This is a genomic window from Enterovirga sp. (assembly GCF_035325185.1).
Lineage (GTDB): Bacteria > Pseudomonadota > Alphaproteobacteria > Rhizobiales > Beijerinckiaceae > Enterovirga.
On record NZ_DAOLAJ010000036.1, the window covers coordinates 10,107 to 34,018 of the forward strand.

General features: G+C 66.7%; 16 protein-coding genes and 3 pseudogenes. 13 read left to right on the top strand and 6 right to left on the bottom strand.

Features of this window, described 5'->3' with window-relative positions:
* Positions 1-683: 683 nt before the first annotated feature.
* The 8 genes and pseudogenes from PKD06_RS09230 to PKD06_RS09265 form a co-directional block, all read left to right on the top strand.
* A pseudogene (locus PKD06_RS09230) lies at positions 684-887 on the top strand (magnesium-protoporphyrin IX monomethyl ester cyclase); the annotation flags it as partial.
* A 243-nt stretch (positions 888-1,130) separates the two neighbouring features.
* Positions 1,131-1,220, top strand: coding sequence for a K(+)-transporting ATPase subunit F (locus PKD06_RS09235; protein ID WP_324379776.1), 90 nt, complete (start codon positions 1,131-1,133; stop codon positions 1,218-1,220).
* Positions 1,221-1,232: 12 nt separating this feature from the next.
* Positions 1,233-2,954, top strand: coding sequence for a potassium-transporting ATPase subunit KdpA (gene kdpA / locus PKD06_RS09240; protein ID WP_324379778.1), 1,722 nt, complete (start codon positions 1,233-1,235; stop codon positions 2,952-2,954).
* Positions 2,955-2,968: 14 nt separating this feature from the next.
* Positions 2,969-5,014: a potassium-transporting ATPase subunit KdpB gene (gene kdpB / locus PKD06_RS09245; RefSeq protein WP_324379780.1), complete on the top strand. Its 2,046-nt coding sequence runs from the start codon at positions 2,969-2,971 to the stop codon at positions 5,012-5,014.
* 10 nt (positions 5,015-5,024) lie between these two features.
* On the top strand, positions 5,025-5,624 hold the full coding sequence (locus PKD06_RS09250; RefSeq protein ID WP_324379783.1) for a K(+)-transporting ATPase subunit C: 600 nt from the start codon (positions 5,025-5,027) through the stop codon (positions 5,622-5,624).
* Positions 5,624-8,305, top strand: coding sequence for a sensor histidine kinase KdpD (locus PKD06_RS09255; RefSeq protein ID WP_324379785.1), 2,682 nt, complete (start codon positions 5,624-5,626; stop codon positions 8,303-8,305). The genes PKD06_RS09250 and PKD06_RS09255 overlap by 1 nt, the downstream gene beginning before the upstream one ends.
* Positions 8,302-8,991, top strand: coding sequence for a response regulator transcription factor (locus PKD06_RS09260; protein WP_324379788.1), 690 nt, complete (start codon positions 8,302-8,304; stop codon positions 8,989-8,991). Before PKD06_RS09255 ends, PKD06_RS09260 begins: the two co-directional genes overlap by 4 nt.
* 197 nt (positions 8,992-9,188) lie before the next feature.
* Entirely contained in the window at positions 9,189-9,530 is a 342-nt protein-coding gene (locus tag PKD06_RS09265; protein WP_324379790.1) for an aminotransferase class V-fold PLP-dependent enzyme, read from the top strand.
* Here PKD06_RS09265 and PKD06_RS09270 read toward each other — a convergent pair.
* From PKD06_RS09270 to PKD06_RS09285, 4 genes are all read right to left on the bottom strand, one after another.
* A complete protein-coding gene (locus PKD06_RS09270; RefSeq protein WP_324379792.1) occupies positions 9,441-10,337 on the bottom strand; it encodes an NAD(P)-dependent oxidoreductase in 897 nt (298 codons plus the stop codon). The two genes, PKD06_RS09265 and PKD06_RS09270, sit on opposite strands and share 90 nt — an antisense overlap.
* Before the next feature lie 161 nt (positions 10,338-10,498).
* Positions 10,499-11,431, bottom strand: a complete 933-nt coding sequence (locus tag PKD06_RS09275; protein WP_324379793.1) for a LysR family transcriptional regulator — start codon at positions 11,429-11,431, stop codon at positions 10,499-10,501.
* A gap of 12 nt (positions 11,432-11,443) precedes the next feature.
* Positions 11,444-12,853, bottom strand: coding sequence for an L-serine ammonia-lyase (locus PKD06_RS09280; protein WP_324379795.1), 1,410 nt, complete (start codon positions 12,851-12,853; stop codon positions 11,444-11,446).
* A gap of 111 nt (positions 12,854-12,964) precedes the next feature.
* The gene (locus PKD06_RS09285; protein ID WP_324379797.1) at positions 12,965-14,116 is read right to left on the bottom strand and encodes a M20 aminoacylase family protein; all 1,152 of its coding nucleotides are present in this window, start codon (positions 14,114-14,116) and stop codon (positions 12,965-12,967) included.
* A gap of 617 nt (positions 14,117-14,733) precedes the next feature.
* On the opposite strand from PKD06_RS09285, the gene PKD06_RS09290 reads away from it, so the two are divergent.
* The 3 genes from PKD06_RS09290 to PKD06_RS09300 all read left to right on the top strand — a co-directional run bounded on the left by PKD06_RS09290 (position 14,734) and on the right by PKD06_RS09300 (position 18,346).
* Positions 14,734-16,224, top strand: coding sequence for an aldehyde dehydrogenase family protein (locus PKD06_RS09290; RefSeq protein WP_324379798.1), 1,491 nt, complete (start codon positions 14,734-14,736; stop codon positions 16,222-16,224).
* A 54-nt stretch (positions 16,225-16,278) separates the two neighbouring features.
* Complete coding sequence (locus PKD06_RS09295) at positions 16,279-16,668, top strand: carboxymuconolactone decarboxylase family protein (RefSeq protein ID WP_324379800.1); 390 nt, start codon at positions 16,279-16,281, stop codon at positions 16,666-16,668.
* A 328-nt stretch (positions 16,669-16,996) separates the two neighbouring features.
* Positions 16,997-18,346, top strand: coding sequence for a DUF3100 domain-containing protein (locus PKD06_RS09300; RefSeq protein ID WP_324379802.1), 1,350 nt, complete (start codon positions 16,997-16,999; stop codon positions 18,344-18,346).
* 322 nt (positions 18,347-18,668) lie between these two features.
* On the opposite strand, the gene PKD06_RS09305 is transcribed toward PKD06_RS09300, so the two are convergent.
* Both PKD06_RS09305 and PKD06_RS09310 read right to left on the bottom strand, forming a co-directional pair.
* Positions 18,669-19,514 (bottom strand): AraC family transcriptional regulator, encoded by an 846-nt coding sequence (locus PKD06_RS09305; RefSeq protein ID WP_324379804.1) that lies wholly within the window; start codon positions 19,512-19,514, stop codon positions 18,669-18,671.
* Between the two features lie 349 nt (positions 19,515-19,863).
* On the bottom strand, positions 19,864-22,902 hold the full coding sequence (locus PKD06_RS09310) for an SUMF1/EgtB/PvdO family nonheme iron enzyme (protein ID WP_324379805.1): 3,039 nt from the start codon (positions 22,900-22,902) through the stop codon (positions 19,864-19,866).
* A gap of 356 nt (positions 22,903-23,258) precedes the next feature.
* On the opposite strand from PKD06_RS09310, the pseudogene repC reads away from it, so the two are divergent.
* A pseudogene (gene repC / locus PKD06_RS09315) lies at positions 23,259-23,450 on the top strand (replication initiation protein RepC); the annotation flags it as partial.
* Between the two features lie 93 nt (positions 23,451-23,543).
* A pseudogene (locus PKD06_RS09320) lies at positions 23,544-23,681 on the top strand (SDR family oxidoreductase); the annotation flags it as partial.
* Positions 23,682-23,912: the final 231 nt, after the last annotated feature.

Consider the following 23,912-nt stretch of genomic DNA (forward strand, 5'->3'; position numbering starts at 1 on the left):
CGCGGCAGAAACAACGCAATAATTCTTGAAGTCAAGTCGAAATCGAGAAGACACGGCTCAAGCTGATGTCGTGCAGATAGCGAGAGTCGACGCTCGGGAACCCGAGACGCCCTGGTCAATAGCTCACGAACAGGAGGCAGGCAGGAAGAACACCAGCACAAAAATGAAGATATAGCTTACGACAATCGATGCAGTTCCCTATAAGAAGGGAAGCCTCAGACTCTTCCACAAGGAAGGAGCTACGTTCGAACGTCTATATGAGTTTCCGAGCGAAGTCGGCATCTCTCTTACCCTTTCGCGAGGCTTCTCATCTCACCGCGGGCCCGTGCCTATCGCGCTCGATATGTGGACGGGGGGTAAAACGTGCTCACAGCGCAAGTGAGGCATTTATGTTTCTGGCGAATAATTTGGCTTTTTTGTATTCCTCTGATGCCTTTCAGGAAGAAAGTTGCTAGCATCGTCGAACGGCAAACGTGGCCGTGAAAGGCAAGCTCCAATGGCAAAAGGCGAGCAGCGAGGAAATCGCGAAGCGAAAAAGCCAAAGAAGCCGGTTGTGAAGACGATCGCCGCCAATCCCTCGACCAAGGGGATTGTCTCCCCGGTCAAGAAATAGCGAGCCTGGCCGAGGCGTGTGGACAGAATTTCCAGCCCTCGGTCAAGAACAGCAAACCGGCCGAGCACATCGCCACAGCATCCTGTCACTGGCGACCTGGGTCGTCGGTTTCGAGGAGGAAACGGACCGAGACCACTGGCGCGGCCTGCGCCAGCTTCTCTCCTACGACCCCGACCAAATCCAGATGCTCTATGTGACGCCGCACCGCTGGACGCCGTATTTTCGGCTCGCGGCCAACAGGCAGGTCATCCAGACCGACCGGCGGCGGTGGGATCGCCTCGCGCCGCGGGCCGATCATCCTCCCTATGAGATCCCTATACGGTTGAGCATGGGATCGCCTCGCATCTTTATGGCCTTCTGAGCAGATTCGGCATCGGACGCGCCTGTCGGCGTTGGGAGCGGTGCCATGCTCGATCTTCTTCTGGATCTGCTCTTCCTCGGGACCGGCCTCGCTTTCCTCGGAGCCTGCGCCGGCTACGCACGCCTGTGCGAGCGCCTCTGAGCGACGGGTGCGGGCATGACCTCCGACCTCTTCCTCGCCGGGCTCGTGACGCTCGGGCTCCTCGCCTATCTCGCCTTCGCGCTGGTGCGGCCCGAGCGGTTCTGAAGGACCTTTTCGATGACCCTCGACGGCTGGTTCCAGATCGGGCTCTTCTGCGCGATCGTCGTGGCGCTCGTCCTGCCCCTGGGCGCGTATATGACGCGCGTCTTTCAGGGCGAGCGGACCTTCCTGTCCCCCGTCCTCACGCCGGTCGAGCGCGGCCTCTATCGCGCCGCCGGCCTCCGGGCCGATCAGGAGCAGCATTGGCTCGCCTATGCGCTGGCCATGCTGGCCTTCCAGGCGGCCGGCTTCGGCTTCCTCTACCTGCTGCTCCGGCTCCAGGGACTGCTTCCGCTCAATCCGAACGGCATGAGCGCCGTCCCGCCCGATCTCGCCTTCAACACCTCGACCAGCTTCGTGACCAACACGAACTGGCAGAACTACGGCGGCGAGACGACCATGTCCTATCTCGTCCAGATGCTGGGCCTGACGGTCCAGAACTTCCTGTCTGCCGCGACCGGGATCGCGCTCGCCGTCGCCCTCATTCGCGGCTTCGCCCGGGCCACCGCCAGGACGGTCGGTTCCTTCTGGGTCGATCTCACGCGGGCGACGCTCTATATCCTCCTGCCGCTCTGCATCGTGCTGACGCTCGCCTATGTCGTGCTCGGCGTGCCGCAGACGCTCTCGGCCTCGGTGGAGGCGACGACGCTGGAAGGCGGCCGGCAGGCGATCGCGCTCGGCCCGGTCGCCTCGCAGCTCGCCATCAAGATGCTGGGCACGAATGGCGGCGGCTTCTTCAACGCCAATTCCGCCCATCCCTTCGAGAACCCGGACGCGATCTCGAACTTCATTCAGATGGTCTCGATCTTCGCGATCGGGGCGGCGCTGACCAATGTCTTCGGCCGCATGGTCGGCGACCAGCGCCAGGGCTGGGCGATCCTGGCGGCCATGGGCGTGCTGTTCCTTGCCGGCGTCGCCGTCGCCTATGCGGCCGAGGCTTCGGGCAACCCGATCCTGCGGGCGCTCGGCCTCCAGGGACCCAGCCTCGAAGGCAAGGAGGTCCGCTTCGGCATCGTCGGCTCCGCGCTCTTCGCGGTGGTGACGACGGCGGCCTCCTGCGGGGCCGTCAACGCGATGCACGACAGCCTGACGGCGCTGGGCGGCATGATCCCGCTCGTGAACATGATGCTCGGAGAGATCATCGTGGGCGGCGTCGGGGCCGGCCTCTATGGCATGCTGATCTTCGTCATCGTCGCGATCTTCGTCGCTGGGCTGATGGTCGGCCGCACGCCGGAATATCTCGGCAAGAAGATCGAGGCGAAGGAGGTCAAGATGGCGATGCTGGCCATCCTGTGCCTTCCGCTCGCGATGCTCGGCTTCACGGCCGTCGCGGTCGTGCTGCCGGGTGCTGTGGCCTCGATCGCTAATCCCGGCCCGCACGGCTTCACCGAAATCCTCTACGCCTATACCTCCGCGGCGGCCAATAACGGCTCGGCCTTCGCCGGCCTGAGCGGCAACACCCCCTGGTACAACGTGACGATCGGCCTCGCGATGCTGATGGGGCGCTTCCTCGTCATCGTTCCCGCCCTCGCCATCGCAGGCTCGCTCGCCGCCAAGAAGACCGTCCCGGCCTCGGCCGGAACCTTCCCGACCCATGGCGGGCTGTTCGTCGGGCTCCTGGTCGGCGTGATCCTGATCGTCGGCGGCCTGACCTTCTTCCCCGCTTTGGCCCTCGGCCCGATCGTCGACCACTTGTCGATGACGGCCGGCCAGACCTTCGCGGCCGCGCTCGGCGGCTGATCCGGAACAGATCCATGTCCAGACCCGACGATACCAGCCTCTTCAGCCCCGCCATTCTATGGCCGGCGGTCGGCGCGTCGTTCCGCAGGCTCGATCCGCGCTCCATGGCCAGGAACCCGGTCATGTTCTGCGTCGAGGTCGTGGCCGCGCTGACCACCGCCCTCTTCATCCGCGACCTCGTCCAGGGAGGCTCGAGCCTTCTCTTCGCGGGCCAGATCATTCTCTGGCTCTGGTTCACGCTGCTCTTCGCGAATTTCGCCGAAGCGGTGGCCGAGGGACGCGGCAAGGCCCAGGCCGACGCGCTCCGAAGCACCCGGACGGAACTCGTGGCGAAGCGCCTCTACGACCCGGAGCGGCGCGAGCTTCACGCGATGGTCCCGGCGGAGGAGCTCGAGCCGGGCGACATCGTCCTCGTCGAGGCGGGCGACCTGATCCCGTCCGACGGCGAGGTGATCGAGGGCATGGCGACGTTGAACGAGGCCGCCATCACGGGCGAATCCGCGCCCGTCATCCGCGAATCCGGCGGCGACCGCTCCGCCGTCACCGGCGGCACGCAGGTCCTGTCCGACTGGATCGTGGTCCGCATCACGGCCGGACGCGGCCACACCTTCATGGATCGCATGATCGCGCTGGTCGAAGGCGCCTCGCGCCAGAAGACGCCGAACGAGATCGCTCTGAACATCCTGCTGGCGGGCCTCACCATCGTCTTCGTCTTCGCGGTCGCCTCCATTCCGAGCTTCGCGGCCTATGCCGGGGGCTCGATCCCGGTGATCGTGCTGGTCGCGCTCTTCGTCACGCTCATCCCGACGACGATCGGCGCGCTGCTCTCGGCCATCGGCATCGCGGGCATGGATCGGCTCGTGCGCTTCAACGTGCTGGCCATGTCGGGCCGGGCCGTCGAGGCGGCGGGCGATGTCGACACGCTGCTGCTGGACAAGACCGGGACCATCACGCTCGGCAACCGCCAGGCCTCCGACTTCCGGCCGCTGCGCGGGGTCTCGACGGAGGCGCTGGCGGATGCGGCCCAGCTCGCCTCCCTCGCCGACGAGACACCGGAAGGCCGCTCCATCGTGGTCCTGGCCAAGGAGAAGCACGCCATCCGCGGGCGCGGCACCCACGGCCTCTCCTTCGTGCCCTTCAGCGCCCAGACCCGCATGAGCGGCGTCGACGGGGAAGGGTTGTCCGTCCGCAAGGGTGCGGTCGAGGCGGTCCTCGCCATGCCGGGCCTGATCGCCTCCCCGGAGGAGAGGCGGGAGATCAAGGCGCTTTCGGACGAAGTCGCCAAGGCCGGCGGCACGCCGCTCGCGGTCGCGCGCGACGGCAGGCTGCTCGGCATCGTCCAGCTCAAGGACATCGTGAAGGGCGGCATCCGCGAGCGCTTCGCGGAGCTGCGCCGGATGGGCATCCGCACAGTCATGATCACGGGCGACAACCCGATCACGGCAGCCGCCATCGCGGCCGAGGCGGGCGTCGACGACTTCCTGGCCGAGGCGACGCCGGAGATGAAGCTGGCGCTGATCCGCGAGGAGCAGGCCAAGGGCAAGCTCGTCGCGATGTGCGGCGACGGCACGAACGACGCGCCCGCCCTCGCCCAATCCGATGTCGGCGTCGCGATGAACACGGGCACGGTCGCGGCGCGCGAGGCGGGCAACATGGTCGATCTCGACAGCGACCCGACCAAGCTCATCGAGATCGTCGAGATCGGCAAGCAGCTCCTGATGACGCGCGGGGCGCTGACGACCTTCTCGATCGCCAACGACGTCGCGAAATACTTCGCCATCATCCCGGCGATGTTCCTCGCCTTCTACCCACAGCTCGCCGCGCTGAACATCATGGGGCTTGCGTCGCCGCAGAGCGCGATCCTCTCGGCGATCATCTTCAATGCGCTCGTCATCGTCGCGCTGATCCCGCTCGCCCTGCGGGGCGTGCGCTACCGTGCCGTCGGCGCCGCCTCGCTGCTGCGCCGCAACCTCCTGATCTACGGCCTCGGCGGCATCGCCGTGCCCTTCATCGGCATCAAGGCGATCGACCTTGCGGTCTCCGCCCTCGGCCTCGCGTGAGGACCTCGCCATGCTCTCCCTGCTCCGTCCCGCCCTCGTCCTCTTCGCCGCCCTCGCGGCGCTGACCGGACTGGTCTATCCTCTCGCCATGACCGGCATCGCCCAAGCCGTCCTGCCCCGACAGGCTTCGGGCAGCCTGATTGAGCGCGGCGGCGCCGTGATCGGCTCGGCCCTGATCGGCCAGTCCTTCGCGAGCGGCCGCTATTTCCACGGCCGCCCCTCGGCGACCACCGCGCCCGATCCGGCCGACGCCTCGAAGACCGTGCCCGCGCCCTACAATGCCGCCTCGTCCGGCGCCTCCAATCTCGGCCCAACCAACGCGGCCCTCGCCGAGCGGGTGAAGGCCGATATCGCCGCCCGGAAGGCGGAGAACCCGGACGCGGCGGTGCCGATGGACCTCGTGACCACCTCCGCCTCCGGCCTCGACCCGCACATCTCGCCCGAGGCGGCCCTGTTCCAGGTGCCGCGCGTCGCCAAGGCTCGCGGCGTTTCGGAGGAGCGCCTGCGCGCGCTGGTCGGCGCGCATGTCGAGGGCCGCGAACTGGGCGTCCTCGGCGAGCCGCGCGTCAACGTGCTGGCCTTGAACCTGACCCTCGATGCGCTGCGCTGATGCCCGCCGATCGCCGCCCGTCTCCCGAGGCGCTGCTTGCGGCGGCTTCGCGCGAGCAGCGCAGGCGGGGGCGGCTCAAGATCTTCCTCGGCGCGGCGCCGGGCGTCGGCAAGACCTACGCGATGCTCGAAGCCGCCCAGGCGCGCCGGCGCGAGGGCGTCGATGTCGTCGTGGGCCTCGTCGAGACCCACGGGCGCGCGGAGACGCAGGCGCTGATGGCCGGCCTCGAGGTCGTGCCGCGCCGGCGGATCTCCTATCGGGGCCGCGCGCTCGAGGAGATGGATCTCGACGCGATCCTCGCCCGCAGGCCCGCCCTCGTCCTCGTCGACGAGCTGGCGCACAGCAACGCGCCGGGCAGCCGCCATCCGAAACGCCATCTCGATGTGGAGGAGCTGCTGGCGGCGGGGGTCGACGTCCTGACGACGCTCAACATCCAGCATGTCGAGAGCCTCAACGACGTCGTCGCCCAGATCACCCGCATCCGCGTGCGCGAGACCGTGCCGGACCGCATCCTCGACCGCGCCGACGATATCGAGGTGATCGACCTTCCGCCCGGCGATCTGATCCGTCGCCTGGAGGAGGGCAAGGTCTACGTGCCGGAGAACGCCGAGCGGGCGCTCGAGCATTATTTCTCGCCCGGCAACCTGACGGCCTTGCGCGAGCTCGCCCTGCGGCGCACCGCCCAGCGTGTCGACGACGAGCTGCTGACCCATATGCAGGCCCATGCGATCGAGGGCCCCTGGCCCGCGGGCGAGCGGGTGCTCGTCTGCGTCGGCGACGACCCGCGGGCGCCCGGCCTCGTCCGGCACGCCAAGCGCCTCGCCGACCGGCTCCGCGCGCCCTGGACGGCGCTCTGCATCGAGACCGCCCGCCTGGCGAGGCAGCCCGAGGCGGCGCGCGACCGCATCGCTGCCGTCCTGCGCCTGGCCCAGAGCCTCGGCGGCGACGTCGTGACCCTGCCCTCGTCCCGGCGTCGCATCGCCGAGGACATTCTCGCCCATGCGCGCGAGACGAACGTGACGCAGATCGTCATCGGCAAGTCGGACCGGCCGCGCTGGTTCGAGACATGGCACGGGTCGGTGGTGCACGATCTCGTGCGCCTCGCGGGCACGATCGGCGTCCAGGTCGTGGCGGGCGAGGCCCTACCGGCGCAGAGGAGCCGGGCCGCGGCAGCGGCGCGCGCGAAGCCGGCGCCCTGGCCCTATCTCGCCGCCCTCGCGGCCTGTTCCGTCGCGCTCGGTATCGCGGCTCTCCTGGCGCCCTGGATCGGGGTCGAAAGCGTCGACCTCATCTTCCTGACGGCGGTCGTCGGCATGGCGGTGCGCTTCGGGCTCTGGCCCTCGCTCGCGACCGTGATCCTGACCTCGCTCGCCTACAATTTCTTCTTCCTGCCCCCGACCTGGACCTTCACGATCTCCGATCCGACCAACGTCGCCGCGCTCGTGCTCTTCGCGCTGGTGGCGGTCGTGGTCTCGAATCTCGCGGCGCGGGCGCGCGACCAGGCGGTCGCCGCGCGCCAGCGGGCGCGCACGACCGAGGCGCTCTACGGCTTCAGCCGCAAGCTCGCGACGTCGGGCACGCTCGACGACGTCCTCTGGGCCACCGCCTACCAGATCGCCGCGATGACGCGGCTGCCCTGCGTGATCGTCCTGCCGGAGAACGGCTCGCTCGCGGTGGCGGCAGCCTATCCGCCCGAGGATACGCTCGACGCGGCCGATCTCGCCGCCGCCAGATGGAGCTTCGAGCACGCGACGCCGGCCGGACGCGGCGCCGACACCCTGCCGGGCGCGCGCCGCTTGTTCCTGCCGCTGCGGACCCCGCGCGGCACGATCGGGGTCGTGGGCCTCGACAGCCGCGGCGGCGAGTCCTTCCTGACGCCGGACGAGCGCCGTCTCCTCGATGCGCTCGCCGACCAGGCCGCCCTCGCCATCGAGCGCGTCCATCTCGTCGCCGATCTCGACCGGGCGAAGCTGACGGCAGAGACCGATCGCCTGCGCCAGGCTCTGCTGACCTCGATCTCCCACGACCTCAAGACGCCGCTGGCGGCGATCTTCGGCTCGGCCGGCACGTTGCGCGATCTCGACAGCTCGCTGTCGCCGGACGCCAAGGCCGAGCTGCTGGCCACGATCATCGAGGAATCCGAGCGGCTCGACCGCTTCATCGCCAATCTGCTCGACATGACGCGGCTGGAGGCGGGGGCGCTCGCCCCGAAGCTCGCGCCCCACGATCTCGGCGAGATCGTCGCTTCTGCGCTACGTCGCCTGCCGGCGATCGTCCGGGCGCGGATTCAACTCTCCCTCGCGCCCGACCTGCCCATGCTGGACGTCGATCCCATCCTGCTCGAGCAGGCGCTCTTCAACCTCCTCGACAACGCCGCCAAATATGGCGGGCCGGCCGGCTCCGTGCGGATCGAGGCCGGGCGCGAGGGGGAGGCCGTGGCGCTGCGGGTGATCGACGAGGGTCCGGGCCTGCCCGAGGGCGACCTCGGGCGCGTCTTCGACAAGTTCTACCGGGTCCGCCGGGAGGACAGCGTGCGGGCCGGGACGGGACTCGGCCTCTCGATCGCGCGCGGTTTCGTCGAGGGCATGCGCGGCCGGCTCGAGGCCGGCAACCGTCGGGACCGGAGCGGGGCCGTCTTCACCGTTACCCTGCCGGTGCCCGCTCCGGGCGGCGACGCATGAGCGCGGGCGCGATCCGAATCCTCGTCGTCGACGACGAGCCCTCGATCCGCCGGCTCCTGCGCACCGGCCTGTCCAGCCAGGGCTACGAGATCGCAGAGGCCGAGAGCGGCGCCGCCGCCCTCGCCGCTCTCGAAGCGGGCGGGACCGGGCTCGTCATCCTCGATCTCGGCTTGCCGGACATGGCCGGCCACGACCTTCTCGCGGCGATCCGCTCCGCCCACCCGGCCTTGCCGGTCATCATCCTGTCGAGCCGCGGCGACGAGCGCGGCAAGGTGGAGGCGCTCGACCTCGGCGCGGACGACTACGTCACCAAGCCCTTCGGCATGAACGAGCTGCTGGCCCGGATGCGCGCCGCCCTGCGGCACCAGCTCCAGGCCGGCGGCGCGCATCCCGTCTTCCGCAGCGGCGCGCTCACGGTCGATCTCGTGCGCCGGCTGGTGATGCGCGGCGAGGCCGAGGTGAAGCTGACCCCGAAGGAGTACGAAATCCTCCGCACGCTGGTGCAGCATGCCGGGAAGGTGCTGACCCACGCCCATCTGATCCGCGAGGTCTGGGGTCACGCAGTCGATCCGCAATATCTGCGCATCTATGTCCGCCAGCTCCGGCAGAAGATCGAGCCCGACCCGGAGCAGCCGAGCATCATCGTGACCGAGACCGGGGTGGGCTACCGTCTCAGGGGTGACTGAACGCCGAGGCTGTCCCGACGGAGGGTCCACGGCATGTCTGCTTTCAGGCCGCTTCCAGCGCCGATCGGAGTAAGTATATTCGAAACGATATGAGAAAGTAATATCATGTCAAAAAGCAAATCACCTGCATATCCGATGATGTAAATCCTGCGGACAGGATACGGCTTGTCGGAACCCGTCTGTCTCTCGTTCGTGCATTGAGCGAAGCCGAGGCGACAATCTTCAGATATGTCGCCTTCTTGGAAGAGTTTGAGGTTGCCGCCCTGATGGGCGCGCGGCCGGAGGAGATCGTCTTCACCGGCGGCGGCACCGAGGCCAGCAACCATGCGATCCGCGGCTTCGCCGCCGTGGCGCCGCCCGGCCGCCGGCACATCGTCACCAGCACCGTCGAGCATCCGGCGACCCGCATCGGCGTCGACGGCGACGCGGTCGTCGATCTCGTGGCCGCTCTACGCGTCCTTCGGCTTGCCTTCAGCAACCGCGCCCATGCGCGTGAAGTCGTCACTATCGGCCAGGCGCTCCTTGCTGGCGGCCCATAGCTCGCCGACGAATTCCGTGACGGGAAGCTTGGCGCCGACCTGATCGGCGAGTTCGCGCGCGAGCCGGACATCCTTGCGCATCAGGCCCATCGAGAAGCCGCTGTCGAAGCGATCCGATAGAATCCAGGTCGGGAAATGCACCTCGCTCAGGAAGGATTTTCCCGAGGCGGCGTTGAGCACGCCCAGGGCCGCCTCCGGATCGAGCCCGGCCGCGGCGGCGAGCTTCAGCCCCTCGGCCGTGGTCAGCATATGGGCTGCGACGAGAAGGTTGTTGACGAGCTTGGCGATGTTGCCCGCGCCGCTGGCGCCCACATGCAGGATCTTGGCGGCCATGGCCTCGATGACGGGGCGGGCCAGCGCGACATCCTCCGGCGAGCCGCCGATCATTATCGCGAGCTTGCCGGTCGCCGCGCCGCTCGGGCCGCCGCTCACCGGCGCATCCAGGAAGCCGATCCCGAGTCCGTCGAGCTTGGCCGCGAGAGCACGGCTGACCGCGGGCTCGGAGGTCGAGGTATCGATGATGACGACCCGCGTGCCACGACGTTTGCCCAACGCGTCGAGATTGGCCGAAACCACCGATTCCACGTCCCGCGCGGTCGGAAGCGAGAAGACGATGAAATCGGCGGCTGCGAACACATCGCCCAAAGAGGGCGCCGCCCTCCCGCCCAAGGCGGCAACCGCCTGGCTCCGCTCCGGGGACAGATCGAAGCCGATGACCTGGAATTCCTTCTCGATCAGCGACTTGGCCATGCCGAACCCCATGCTGCCGAGGCCCACGACGCCGACCGTCCGTCCCACTTCGCTCATGCTTTGACTCCCTGCGTTGCGGCAAGCTCATGCGATCGGGCATTCGGCGAAGCTGCCGAGCCGCCCGGCTCGCCGTCAATCGGTCCAGCCTCGCGTGGCGCTTGTCGGGCGGCTAGTGGGCCAGGCGGGAACATCGTGTTCCCCGCTTCGCAACCCTTGGGCTATGCGGACGGAGAATCTATCGGACCTGTCCGGAAGGCCATCATTTCCCGGGCCAGATGCCCTGCCAGCCGCTCCACGGACAGTGGCAGCCGCCGACGGGCCCTGACGATCAGGTGGGCGCATGCATCGCCGAGCGTCGGGTCGGTCAATTCGGAAGCGCCCACGGACCCCGTCGCGAGTTCGGCCGAAACCGCGAACCGGGGAAGGAATGTCACGCCGAGGCCGGCGATGACGAAGCGCCGCAGCGCCTCGATCGACGACGTCTCCAGGACCGGCGCCAGGGCCACGCCGGCATGCGCCGCGACGCGGCTGACGAGATGGCGCACTCCATGCCCCTTGGACAGATGGGCCGCGGGAACATCCAGGCAATCCGCGAGCCAGAGCTGTCCCCGCTCGAGCAGCGGATGCCCGGCACGCGCAATGAGGCAAAGAGGTTGCCTGGAAATCGCTATGGACTTGATCCGGGTTTCGCTGACCGGATCGTAGACAACGCCGATATCGGCTTCGCTATTGGCGACGCGGTTCACCACCTCGTCGGTGCCAGCGAGATCAAAGCTGAAGCGAACCCCTGGATAAATCGCCGCAAAGCCCCGCAATCCGTTTTCGACCAGGTCCGGCACGAACCCTTCGCCCGCGATCAGGCGCACCCGTCCCTGCTGGATTCCCTTCAGGTGATCGAGCTGCTCGGCAAGCAGGTCGCGATCATCGAGCACCCGCCTCGCATGTTCGAGAACGAGCTTGCCGGCATCGGTGAGAACGACGCCCCTGGAGGTCCTCTCGAACATCGAGGAGCCGAGTTGCTGCTCGAGATCCGCCATCTGCCGGCTGACGATCGAGGGTGCCAGACCGAGATACTCGGCCGCGCCGCGAATGGACCCGATTCGCGCGACAGTGACGAAATTCCGGAGTGCCTTCGGATCGAGGGCGTCCATCCCGCGCCGATCTCAACAGATGGGAACGTTCACGGCAAGTCCTCCCAAGGAGGTCTCCTTGTATTTCCGCTTCATGTCCTTTCCGGTCTGGCGCATGGTTTCGATCGCCTGATCGAGCGACACCCGATGGGTCCCGTCGCCGTGCAGGGCGAGACGGGCCGCGTTGATGGCCTTCACGGCGGCGACGGCATTGCGCTCGATGCAGGGAATCTGCACGAGGCCGCCCACAGGATCGCACGTGAGCCCGAGATTGTGCTCCAGGGCGATCTCCGCCGCATTCTCGATCTGTTCATTGGTGCCGCCCAGGGCCGCCGCCAGTCCCGCGGCCGCCATCGCCGCAGCCGAGCCGACCTCTCCCTGGCAACCCACATCGGCCCCCGAGATCGAGGCGTTGCGCTTGATGATGGAGCCGATCGCGGCGGCAGCCAGCAGGAACGCGTGGATGCCGTCCCGCGACGCATTCGTGATGAACCGCTCATAATAGCGCATGACGGCGGGGATGATTCCTGCCGCCCCGTTCGTCGGGGCCGTGACGACCCGCCCGCCGGCGGCATTCTCCTCGTTCACCGCCAGTGCGAAGAGATTGACCCATTCCATCGCCCTGAGCGGATCGCCTTGGTCGAGGCGGTCCCGCTCCAGCAGAGCTTCGTGCAGGCCGGCCGCCCGCCTGCGCACGTTCAAGCCGCCGGGGAGGATGCCGCCTCCCACGAGCCCCCGGTCGATGCACCTGCTCATCGCAGCCCAGACGGCATCGAGACGCGCATCGACCTCGGCTTCGGGCCGGTAGCCGGCTTCGTTCGCCCGCGCCAGGGCCGCGATCGTGAGCCCCGAGGCTTGGCAGATCGCCAGAAGCTCGCCGGCGGAGTTGAAGGGATAGCGGGGCGGTGGCTGCTCCGAAAGCTCGACGGCCTGCCCCTCGACCTGGATAAAGCCGCCTCCGACCGAATAATAGATGCGCGAGAACACGGGCTCGCCGCTCCGGCAAAGCGAAAAGGCAAGAGCGTTCGGGTGCCCTGGGAGAAATTCCTTCATCCGAAAGCGCAGATCGCGGACCGGATCGAAGCTCAGGGAGCGGCCATTCGCCAATTCGACGGTTCTGCGCGCCCGGATCCCGGCAAGAAGACTTGGAATCTCATTGGGATCGACGGTCTCCGGCTCGGCGCCGCACAAGCCGGCGAGCACCGCCGCGTCTGTCCCGTGGCCCACCCCGGTGAGCGCCAGCGAGCCGTAGAGATCGCAAGCAAGCCCGTCCGCATCAGGCAGTTCTTCGTGCAAGGCGATCCAACGCAGGAATTCAGCCGCGGCCCGCATCGGTCCGACCGTATGCGAACTCGACGGTCCGATCCCGATGCGAAACAAGTCGAACATGCCGACGAACGGCGTTCGCAGTTGCCGCCTCCGTGAGCGTCGCACGCCTTTCATACCTCCCTGAAGCATTTTCGAGCGAGGCGAACCCGGCTTACGTCGAGAATCGGAAGACATTGTTCGAACAGGCTCGGTTTCAGAACATACGTTGCTCGCGAAGCGACGCCTTCATGCGGAAGCCAGGCGCGCTTCGATCAAGGCGGTCCACAAACGGGCTCCACTCCCCATGACGGCGTCGTTGAAATCGAACCGCGCCGAGTGAAGGCCCGGATTGTCCCCCTCCTTGCGGCTCCCCAGCCACAGATACGCTCCCGGACAGGCCTGAAGCATGAAAGCGAAGTCCTCGGCGGCCATGCTCGGATCGCTCTCGGCAACGGAAATGCCGTCGACGCCTCCGGCAACCTCGCGGGCGAAGGCCGCGCAACGCGGATCGTTGACGGTCGCCGGATAGCGCCTCTCATAGGTGAGGTCCGCGCGGCAGTTCATGGCATCGGCGACCTTCGCCGCGATTTCGCCAATCCGCCGCTCGAGCATATCGCCGGTCTCGGGATCGAACCACCGGGTCGTTCCCCGAATGACGGCCCGCTCCGGGATCACGTTCCAGGCATCTCCCGAATGAACCTGCGTCACCGAGACGACAGCCGACCGCAGCGGAGAGACGTTCCGGCTGGCGATGGTTTGCAGGGACCCGACGATCTGGCAGGCCGCGACAACGGGATCGTTCCCTTCATGCGGCATCGCACCGTGGGCGCCGCGTCCTTCCACTGCAATCTCGAAGGTCCCGAAGGCCGCCATCATCGCATCGTCCCGCGCGACGCAGGTCCCGACGCTCAAAGCCGGCCAGTTGTGGAGAGCATAAACCTCGTCGGCGGGAAACGTGCGGAACAACCCCTCTTCCACCATGCGGCGTCCTCCGCCTTCATTCTCCTCGGCGGGTTGGAAGATGAACCGGATCGTGCCGTCGAAATTCCTTTCCTCGGCGCATAGTCTCGCGGCGAGAAGCAGCATCGCGGTGTGGCCGTCATGTCCGCAGGCGTGCATCCGCCCGGCATGTCGGGAAGCGTAGGCCGCGCCGGTCTCCTCGTGGATCGGCAGCGCATCGATATCCGCCCGGATCGCTATGCTGCGGCGAGAGCTCCCGTTGCTCAGCGTGCCGACGATGCCGGTGCCGCCGAGGCCGCGATGAACCGTGACCCCGAAGCTCTCGAGATGACGGCCGATGAAGTCGGCCGTCTCGAACTCCGCAAAGCCGAGTTCAGGATTGGCGTGAAGATGACGACGCCAGGCGATCGCCTCTTCGATGTACCGCGCATGGATCATGCTCGCACCCCTTCAAATCGACCTCTCGGCAAGCCCCGTGGGGCTTGTCTCCGCCCGAGCCCGCACCGTGCTTTCGAAGCAGCGCGTCAGGCGCTCCGACGGGCCGCCGCTTCGGGCGCTCGTCCCCGGCCATGAGGACGCCCGCTCGGCCCGGCTGGCAAGTGGCAATCACGGTTTCACGCGTGCCTTTGCCGGATTGCGGCGTCAGGCATGGCAGCCGCACCGATGCAGCGGACCGATACAGCGCAGGATGCAGCCGAATCAGCATCCTCCCGGTAATCCCCCAAGGCTAGATGCCGATCACGGGACTCGCCGTTCCCTGTTTCGCAACGCTGCGCGCTCGATGGTGCCGGGCGCTCGAAGCGATCATCGGGGAGCGCAGCTCAGCCAGCCTCACCGAGACGAGCGTCGAGGCAATCCCAGGAAGAGACTTCGAAAAAAGTCCTTGCGCCCGGCGGCCGCGCTTGTCGTCCCGTGTTGCGCTTCCCGCAACACGGGGTTCCGCCGCCGACGGCTATGCGACCCGGCAGAGTCACGCAAACAATCAAGCTCGCAGGCTTGGATGTGCGGTCGCAAGAGCACGCGGCGGCGCAGCATTACCGGGAGCGCATCTGACCGTGACGATCGACCCTCGTCTCCAATCCCACCTGCCCTCACCCGTCCTCCAGGGAAAAACGCTCTGGATCGGCGGAGCCTGGCGCGCCGCGGCCGCGGGCGAGACGATCGAGACCTTCGATCCTTCGACCGGCAAGGTTCTCGCCGAGCTGGCACGCGGGCGAAAGGCCGATGCCGAGGCGGCCGCGAGCGCCGCCCGCGAGGGTGCGGCCCGCTGGACCGCCCTCTCGGGCGCCGAGCGCGGACATGTCCTGAGACGGATCGCGGAAGCCGTGCGCGCCCGCGCCGAGAGCTTCGGGCTCCTCGACACGGTCGATAGCGGGCGGCCGATCTCGACCACCGGCGGCCCTTCGGTGGCGCATGCGGCCGCGTTGTTCGACTATTATGCCGGCCTCGCCGACAAGATCCACGGCGCGACCGTCCCGATGGGGCCCGATGCGACCGCGCTCGTCGAGCGCGAGCCCTGCGGCGTGATCGCGGCGATCTCGCCCTGGAACTATCCGCTGGAGAACGCCGTCACCAAGATCGCTCCGATCCTGGCTTGCGGCAACGCGATGATCCTCAAGCCGGCGGAGCAGACCTCCCTGTCGGCGCTGCTGCTCGCGCAAATCGCCCATGATGCAGGTCTGCCGGCCGGAGTTCTCAACGTCGTCACGGGCCTCGGCGCCGAGGCGGGTGCCGCGCTCGTCGAGCATCCGCTCGTCGACAAGGTGTCGTTCACCGGCTCGACCGCGACCGGGCGGCGCATCGCGGCTCTGGCGGGCGAGCACCTCAAGGGCGTGGTGCTGGAACTGGGCGGCAAGTCCCCGCTGATCGTCTTCGGCGACGCCGATCTGAAGGGAGCGGCCGAGGCTGCCGTCTTCTCCACCTTCATGAATAACGGCCAGACCTGCACATCATGCAATCGCGTGCTCGTCGCCGCCGAGGCACGGGAGTCCTTCGCCCGCCATTGCCGCGAAGCCGCGGCCAAGCTCCGGGTCGGCGATCCGCTGGACCCCGCCACGCAGATTGGCCCCCTGGTCTCGGCCCGACAACTCCAGCGCGTCGAGCAGTACATGGACGGCCTCGCGGATGAGAGGCTCGACATTCCGGGCTACCTCCCGCTCGAAGGGGGGTATTTTCGCAAGCCTGCCATCGTCACGACATTCGACCACGAGAGCCGCTTCGCGCGGGAGGAGATCTTCGGGCCGGTCATGGCGATCCGCAGCTTCGGCGACGACGACGAAGCCTACCGGCTCGCCAACGATACCGAATACGGCCTCGCCGCCTCCGTCTGGACGACGTCCCTGGCGCAGGCCGAGCAGGCGCGGCGCAGGCTCCAGGTCGGCATCGTCTGGATCAACTGCGTCCATGCTCTGTCGCCCGGGACCCCGGTCAGCGGCCACAAGGCGAGCGGGCTCGGCATCGAATACGGCCTCGAAGCCGTGGAGCAGTATATGCGCGTCAAGACAACCGTCACGATGCACGGCGGCTGGCGCAGTCCGTTTGCTTGACAGCACAGGGTCGGTTTTTGCCGTCGCGGGATATTCGCACGAAAGGAACATGACATGAGCAAGGATTTGCTGGCGCTGGGCACGAAGATCCGCGAGGAGGTCATCGGCGAGGCGCGATCAAAGGCGGCGCTGGACGGAGCGACCCCTTTCGATCGTCCCTTTCAGGAACTGGCCCTCAAATATTGCTGGGGCGAGGTCTGGGGGCGCCCCGGCCTGGATCGCCGCACGCGCAGCATCGTGAACCTCGCCATGCTGTCCGGCATGGGAAAGCCGAACGAGCTGAAGATCCATGTCCGCGGCGCCCTGACCAACGGTGTTACCAGGCAGGAGATCCAGGAAATATTTCTGCAAACCTGCATCTATGCGGGTGTGCCAAGTGCGGGTGAAGCCTTCAAGATGGCGCGCGAAGTTTTCGAGGAACCGGAATTCGCCAATCTCGGCTAGCCTCCTGCCGCGCTCACCTATCATTTCAGATCGGAGGACGATAGTCGGCGGTTCGCTTGAAATGTCAATGATGATGACTCAAGTGCATGCATGCCGTTATTGCCTGCACGCTGACAAGCAACGTGCAGCCGGGAAATACTGCCTCGGCGGATCCTGTCGATAGAATCCTTTTGCCGACCTGCCACGTACTGGACGGCGACCGCCACGAATCTCCGCAAGGCGCATTTTGACGCCTGCAAATGCTTTTTGGCTATTCTAAGACATGAGCCCTGCCCAATAACGATATTGCCTGCAAATACAAAAGCCCTGTGGAGGGAGGACAACAGACATGAGTGAGCTTTCGAGCCCTATCAGACGTGCTGAAGAGAGCAGATTCTCCGCTCCGATCATCATTTTTGTTAATGTGGCGATGTTGATCGCAGTCGTCATCGCGGAAATGATCGGCAATATCACCGTTCCACTTGTCATTACAAACGTCGTTCTTTTCCCGATCGTCTGGGCGCTGCTCATCGGCGGGGCGATCAGCATCATTCACCGCAACATAGCAACTCAGAGAGCGCAGTCGGTCAGGGCGCAATTTGCTGCGTCGATGCTGATCCAGTCTGCGATTTCCTTCTTCGTCGTCAAGCTGGGTTTCATCATCGGCGAGTCCCTGCCCAAGATTGCGGCGGCAGGCTGGGCTCTCGCTTTCCAGGAATTCGGCCATTTCGTCGGCACGATGGTCTTTGCATTGCCGCTCGCCCTGCTGCTCGGCATCAAGCGCGAGGCGGTCGGCGCGACATTTTCGATCGGCCGCGAATTCAGCGTCGCCATCATCTCCGAGCGCTACGGCATGAATTCGCCTGAAGGCCGCGGAGTGTTGGCCGAATACGTCATCGGCACCGTGTTCGGCGCCCTTTTCATCGCATTCCTGGCGGGCGCCTTGTCCGGCCTGAATATTTTTCATCCAGGGGCCCTGGCGATGGGGGCAGGCGTCGGCTCCGGCAGCATGATGTCCGCTGCCGTAGCGGCGATCACGGCCCAGCATCCGGAAGACGCCAAGGACATTGCCGCCCTCGCGGCCGCGAGCAACCTGCTTACGACGACGGTCGGGACCTATTTCACGCTGTTCCTCTCGCTGCCGATGGCGAATTGGCTTTATTATCGCCTTGAGCCGGTGCTTTCTCCTAAAAAATCCATTTATGTAACGCAGACTTCATCAGCGGAAGTGGACGAAGCGCTGGAATCCATGGTGACGTCCGAAGACGTGCCGCAATGGGTCATGCTGGTCACCCTTTTCGTCTCGGGCGCCGTCGCTCTGATCGGAAACTGGATTGCAACGGGAACCTCCCCGGCCGCGGCGCTCCCCGCCGTGCTCATCATGGGGGCGATCGCGATCATCGGATATGTCGTATATCGACTGCTGGCTTTTCTCCATGTGCCGCTCGTTTGTTGGGTGTCGCTCTTGGCGGTCCTCGCGACGGCACCGTTCTCGCCGACCTCGGCAGTGGTCAGCCCCCTGGCCGCGAAGGTGGGGCTGCTGCCGCTCGTGACGCCTGTGCTCGCTTACGCGGGACTTTCTCTTGCAAAGGATCTCCCCATCCTGAGAAACCTCGGCTGGCGGATCGTGGTGGTTTCACTCGTGGCCAATGCCGGCACCTTTTTCTTCGGAACGCTGATCGCCCAGTTTTTCCATTGAGGTGGCGGGCGAGATCGGCACCGGTGACGCCCGGCGGGGACGCCGCGGCCTTGATGTCGATCCTGACGATCTCCGCATGGGCATGGGGGAGCGCAGGATCGCCGCCTGGAACGTGCCGGGCCGGGTGCCGAGATCGTCGACGAAGTGGCCGCGGCCGCTCAGCAGCGCCGCGTCCATGTGGCTGTCTCGGCTTTCACCGATGGCGCTCCTCTCCTGCCGGCGCGTCACGCGCCTTCCCGGGAAGTCTCGAAATCGACGGCAGAGGAGCGGGAATTGCTTCGAGAGGCCGAGTATCGGCCGGGAAATGAGCGGCTCGGCTTCTTCAGGAGCCGAGCCGCGCCACGATGCGGAATTCGCTCGGCGCGACCGAGCAATTGTCGCGAAAGAAGCGGGTGAAATGGGCCTGGGCGCTGAAGCCGAGGCGATCGCTGATCGAAGCGAAGCTCTCGCCGCTGCCGATGATGGCTCCGACCGCCAGCTCGACCTTGAGCACGTTGAGGAAGACGTGCGGCGTTACTCCCGTCGAGGCTTCGAAGAGGCGGAAGAAATGCGCGCGCGACAGCCCCGCCTCGGAAGCCAGCCGGTCGATGCTCAGCTTCGCCGCCGGATCGGAGCGCATCAGGCCGATGGCGCGTCGCACGCGGTGATCGATCGCATTGGCGCGCGCGAGGTCGCGCAGGCTCGTCCCGATCGAGCGCCAGGGCGTGAAGCGCTCGAGGACTGCGATCATGAGGGCGCTCAGCAGTTCCTCCTGCCACCTGCCGGAGGAAGCCGCGCCGACCATCTCGGCCGCCAGGTCGAGCGCGAGCCGGCGGATCTCCGGGGTCACGATGCCCGTCGAGCGCTCGAAGAAGCCGGGGGCGCCGCTGGCGGCCCAGTTGCTGCGGAAGCCGCGCAGCCAGTCGGGCTCGATATAGAGCGCGAGGATCATCGCGGGTTTTCGCCGCGGATCATGGATATAGGCGTGCGTCTCCCACGCATTCACCAGGACGGCCAGCTCGTCGGTCAGCGGCGCGGCATGCTCGCCGACCTGGAACTGCGTGTCGTCCCCGTCGACCTTGAGCAGGATGTGGCAATGCGGATGGGCATGGCGCACCAGGCTGCGGTCCATGTCGAGGAGCGCAACCCGCCCGAAGATCCCGTGCGCGATGCGCAAGGCGTCCGACACTGTCCTCCCCTTCGCGGCTCGTCTCGAACGCGCCGCTGAAAATAGGATCGCGGAAGCCCATCGGCAAGCATAAGCGCTATATTCAAAATAATACATCGCGCTTCAGACAATATTGTTCGTCCCCGGCCCCTCCGTTTCCGGCGACATGCGTGGTGCCCTGTCGGGCCGGCGGGCTTTTGTGAATTCGAAGAAGAGGATCATGCCGGCTCAACCGTCATTGATCGCCGGCCGCCGTCGTGTAGGGCACGTTTTGTGCCCCAGGTGGCGCAGGCGGATAGGCGTTCCCTTGACGGACGCGGCGATGCGTTCGCGCCAGCGTTTTCCTCGTAACAATGCATTGTCCAAGGCCTCATGAAGATCGTCCGGCCGATCGGTGGCGAGGATGTTGATCAGCAACTCCGGCCTCTGCATCCGGGACCAATAACCCCTGCCCCGTCACCTCCTCATTCCAGTGAGCGCAATCCTGCGGGGGAGCATGTTCCTTGGCGAGCGGGTCGGCGGCATGCTGCTGATCGGGGCGGTCCTGCTTGGCATCGAGCGTGCGGGCGACCCGGATGCCGAGGCTGTAATTCCGGCTGCCCGCATTGTAGCTGCCCCGGAAGGCGATCCGAAGGTTCGAAGGCTGGCTGATCCAAGAGCCGCCACGGTCGCCCCGGAGCGAGCAATCGCCATTCGTCCAGGCTGAGCCGTCGGTCGGGGCACCCATGTAACTCGGATGCAGGCAGTCCTCGACCCATTGCCAGACATTCCCGGTCATATCGTAGAGGCCGAAGGGATTGGGCTCGAAGGAGCCGACCGGCGACGGACTGCGATTGTCCCAGGGCGTGCCGCATGTGACGCAATTGGCGTGGCCTGTCCCGAGGTCGTCGCCCCAATAATATGTGGTCGTGGTGCCGGCGCGGGCCGCGTATTCCCATTCGGCTTCCGTCGGCAGCCGATAGGTCTTGCCCGTCATGCGCGACAGCCAGCGGACATAGGTCTGCGCATCGTCCCAGGTCACGTTGGTGACCGGAAGCCTGCCTCGTCCGAAGCCGGAATCCGGCACCGGCCGGCAACCGCCGACGGCCACGCAGGCGTCCCATTCGTCGAAGGTCACCGCATAGACGGACAAGGCGAATGCCCGCGCGAGCGTCACCTCGTGCCGCGGCCCCTCGTTCCGCGCGCGGTTCCTCTCGCTTTCCGGCGAACCCATCAGGAAGCGCCCCGGCGGGATCACGATCAGGCTCGGACAGTTTTTCGCGCATTCGCGAAAGCTGTCTCCCGGCACGAGGGCTCGCTCCGTCGCCGCGGCCAGCACATGCGGGCTGAAATTGGCCAGCATGTAGGGACGCATCCTCCAGACCCAGTTGATCCGCTCACGCACGTAGTCCTGATTGATCCATAGCAGGAGGCCGCCGATGATGCCGAGGAGCAGGGTGTAGATCAGTGACTGGACGAGGACGCGGCGGCGGCCGGCCGCCGCCTCCGCGGTCCGGCACGCGGCCAGATAGTCGAGATCGAGCGGGCCGAGACCCGCCGCGAGATCGGGCCGCTCGCGCAGCCGGTCGGCGGCCGCCAGCCGATCGGCCGCATGGGCGAGCCACCTGTCCTCCCGGCCGTGGCCGTCCCAATCGCGGGCAGCCCGCCGGACGCTCTCGACGATCGCCAGCAGGCCGGCATCCTCCGCGAGCCAGCCCTGGAGCTGGCCCCATTGTCGCAACAGGGCCTCGTGAGCAGGCTCGACGCTCGGCTCGCCGCGCTGGGTTTCGTCGGCCACGACGAGGCGCTGATCGACGAGATGCTCGATGAGCGGACGCGAGAGCGCCGGAATCTCGGACAGCCGGCTGATCCGGCGCCGCGCGAGGCCGGTATCCGGGTCGATCTCCGCGAGCCACGGGATCATGCCCTGGCGCAACAGGGTGAGTTGCGTCGCCCGATCCTTCGGGAGCCTCGGATCGGAGGCGGTCGCGGCCAGCGCCCGCTCGACGGCCGCTTCGATCGAGCCTTTCATCCGGCCGAGCGCGTCATAATGGGCGAGTTCGAGCCGGCCTCCCGCATGGAACTCCTCGTAGAGGCGCGCGAGAGTGAAGGAGAGAAGCGGCAATGCGTCCTTGGCGCTGCCGCTATCGACATCCGCCAGCAGCGCGTCCACCAGGGCGTCCTCGATTTCGAGAGCCCGCGGGGTTTCTTCGAGACGCCGCGCCGGGCCGCGCACGACATCGACATAGGAGCCGCGGCGCATCGGCGGCAGGCTGACGATGGTATGTCTCGCCTGGGCGCAATCGTCGTCGAGCTGAAGCCGCTCGTAGCTGTCGGATCGAATGGTGAGCGCCGCGATGATCGGCGGCGAATCCCGGCCGAGCAACTCTCGCAGGAGCGCCTGAAACCTGCGAGCCTCCTCCTCCGCCTCGCCCGCATAGAGTTCCTCGGCCTGATCGATCGGGAGGAGGAGGGTCGGCTGCTTCGGCTCGGCGGCTCCGTCGAAGCCCGGCTGCATCTCCTGCGCGGCCAGCGCGCGGAGAAGCGGCGCGAGCCGCTCCGCTCCCCCCATGACGGCGTCGGCGAGATCGGGCCGCGAGAGCACGATCCCGGCGCGGGACAAGGCGGTGTCCAGCGACACGACGAGGCCGCTGTCGCCCGAGATCACGGCACGCTCCGGCCGGATCACGGGCAGGGTCAGGAAGTCGCGGTCGCGAGCCAGCCGCGGGAGGAGACCGGCGCGCAGGAACGACGACTTGCCAGCCCCCGAGGCACCCAGGATGACGAATTGGCGTGGCGGAGTCCTCTCCCGCAATCCCCGCAGCGCATCGAGAGCTTCGATGATCTGCGCATCGCGGCCGAAGAAGATGCCGGCATCCTCGGCTTCCAGCGGAAGCAGGCCGCGATAGGGCGGCCTTGCCGGGTCCCCGGGCGGCGGCCATGCGAAATATCTCGGATCAAGCCCCGCCTCCTCGAGGCCTCGCCTGAGGCGCGCGAGCCCCTCGGCCGAAAAGGAGACCTCTATTTCGTCCTGGGTGATGGGCAGCACGCCTCGAAGGGTAATCCTGTCGCGGCCGACGGCGAGCCGCACCATCTGCCATGTGCCGGTCAATTCCGGCGGCAGGGCATCGGAGGGCAGGTCCTCGATCAGGATGCCGAACAGGCGCTTGTTCAATCGATGCGCCAGGTGAAATTCGCGAAGGCACCACGATGAAGCAAGCCACGCGCGCGTGACGAGGCAAAGCACCGCCTCGCAGCGACTGACCGCCGCAATGAGCGAGCGTTCGAAACGATCGCCGACGGGAATGCCTGCCGCGCGATCGAAATCGACGAAGATTTCGTCCTTCCAACCGGCGGCCGCCAGCCAGTCGAACAGCGCGACGGCCTGCGCATTGTCCTGGCTCGAATGGCTCAAGAAGATGCGTGCCATGGGGTGGGTCCAGCCGCGCAATCTCCAGCATAGACGAATTTTGCGGGGCGACACGCAGGGGCGTGGCTCCCGTGTCGTCCCGGACCCGTCCACGGCGGCAGCGGATCCGTTCGGCAGCCGATCGACTGATGGCTCGCTGCCAACGTGCCGGTTGCCGATCTCGCGGGGGCCATCGTGAAGCTCGGCTCGTATGCTCGGCCCGAGCCTCCAGGGCCTACACAGCGTAGCGAACGAACTTGCAGAGGCGCATTCCTATTCGCCGAAAACGGGTACCGGCGAGCTGGCGCGTGATCCAGCATGTGCGCGAGCGCTTCTCCGACCCATGGAGAAGCGGATGGCATCGTCGAGCGAACCGACACGTTCGGAGCTTGCCGAAGCGAGAACTGCCCCTGGGGATTGTCCTCGATGCGTGTCCCAGCATTCGCGACCTCGGGCGGAGAGGAGAAATTCGCCCCTGGCGCGATTTCCTGGCGACGGTGGAGCTGGCGCGACCGATGCTCGGCATCAGTCCAAGGGCGTGGCAGGATGCACGCGAAGCCCTAGGTGAACTCTAGCCGCCCAAGGTCCAGCCCGGCGCATCCGAGGCCGGGAAGTTGTAGGTGCCGACCATGTCGTCGCAATAGTTTTCCAGGCCGGCGGAGGTCATGAAGAAGCAGCCGATCGGACGGCTCGGCCAGCCGGAGGAGGCCGCCTCGGCCGTGCTCTGGCTGTGCAGCGACACGTCGAGCTTCGTGCTCGGTGTCGCCCTGTCGGTCGATGGCGGCTATACCGCGAATTGACGGCCCGTCCCCGTGCCGATGCAGGGCGATCCGCGAGACGGGCCGTGAAGCTCACAAAGTAAATTGCCTCTTATGAGGTCGCATTGACCCGCGCGACCTCGATGGTGATGTGGGAGAGTTCATGTATCGGCGCGAGGCGTGCCTTGTAGTTTGACGGGTCCCTGAGCTCGCTCGATACCAGCGAGATGATGGCTGCAGGATGCCGGCATGGTTCCTCAAAAAACGCTATGA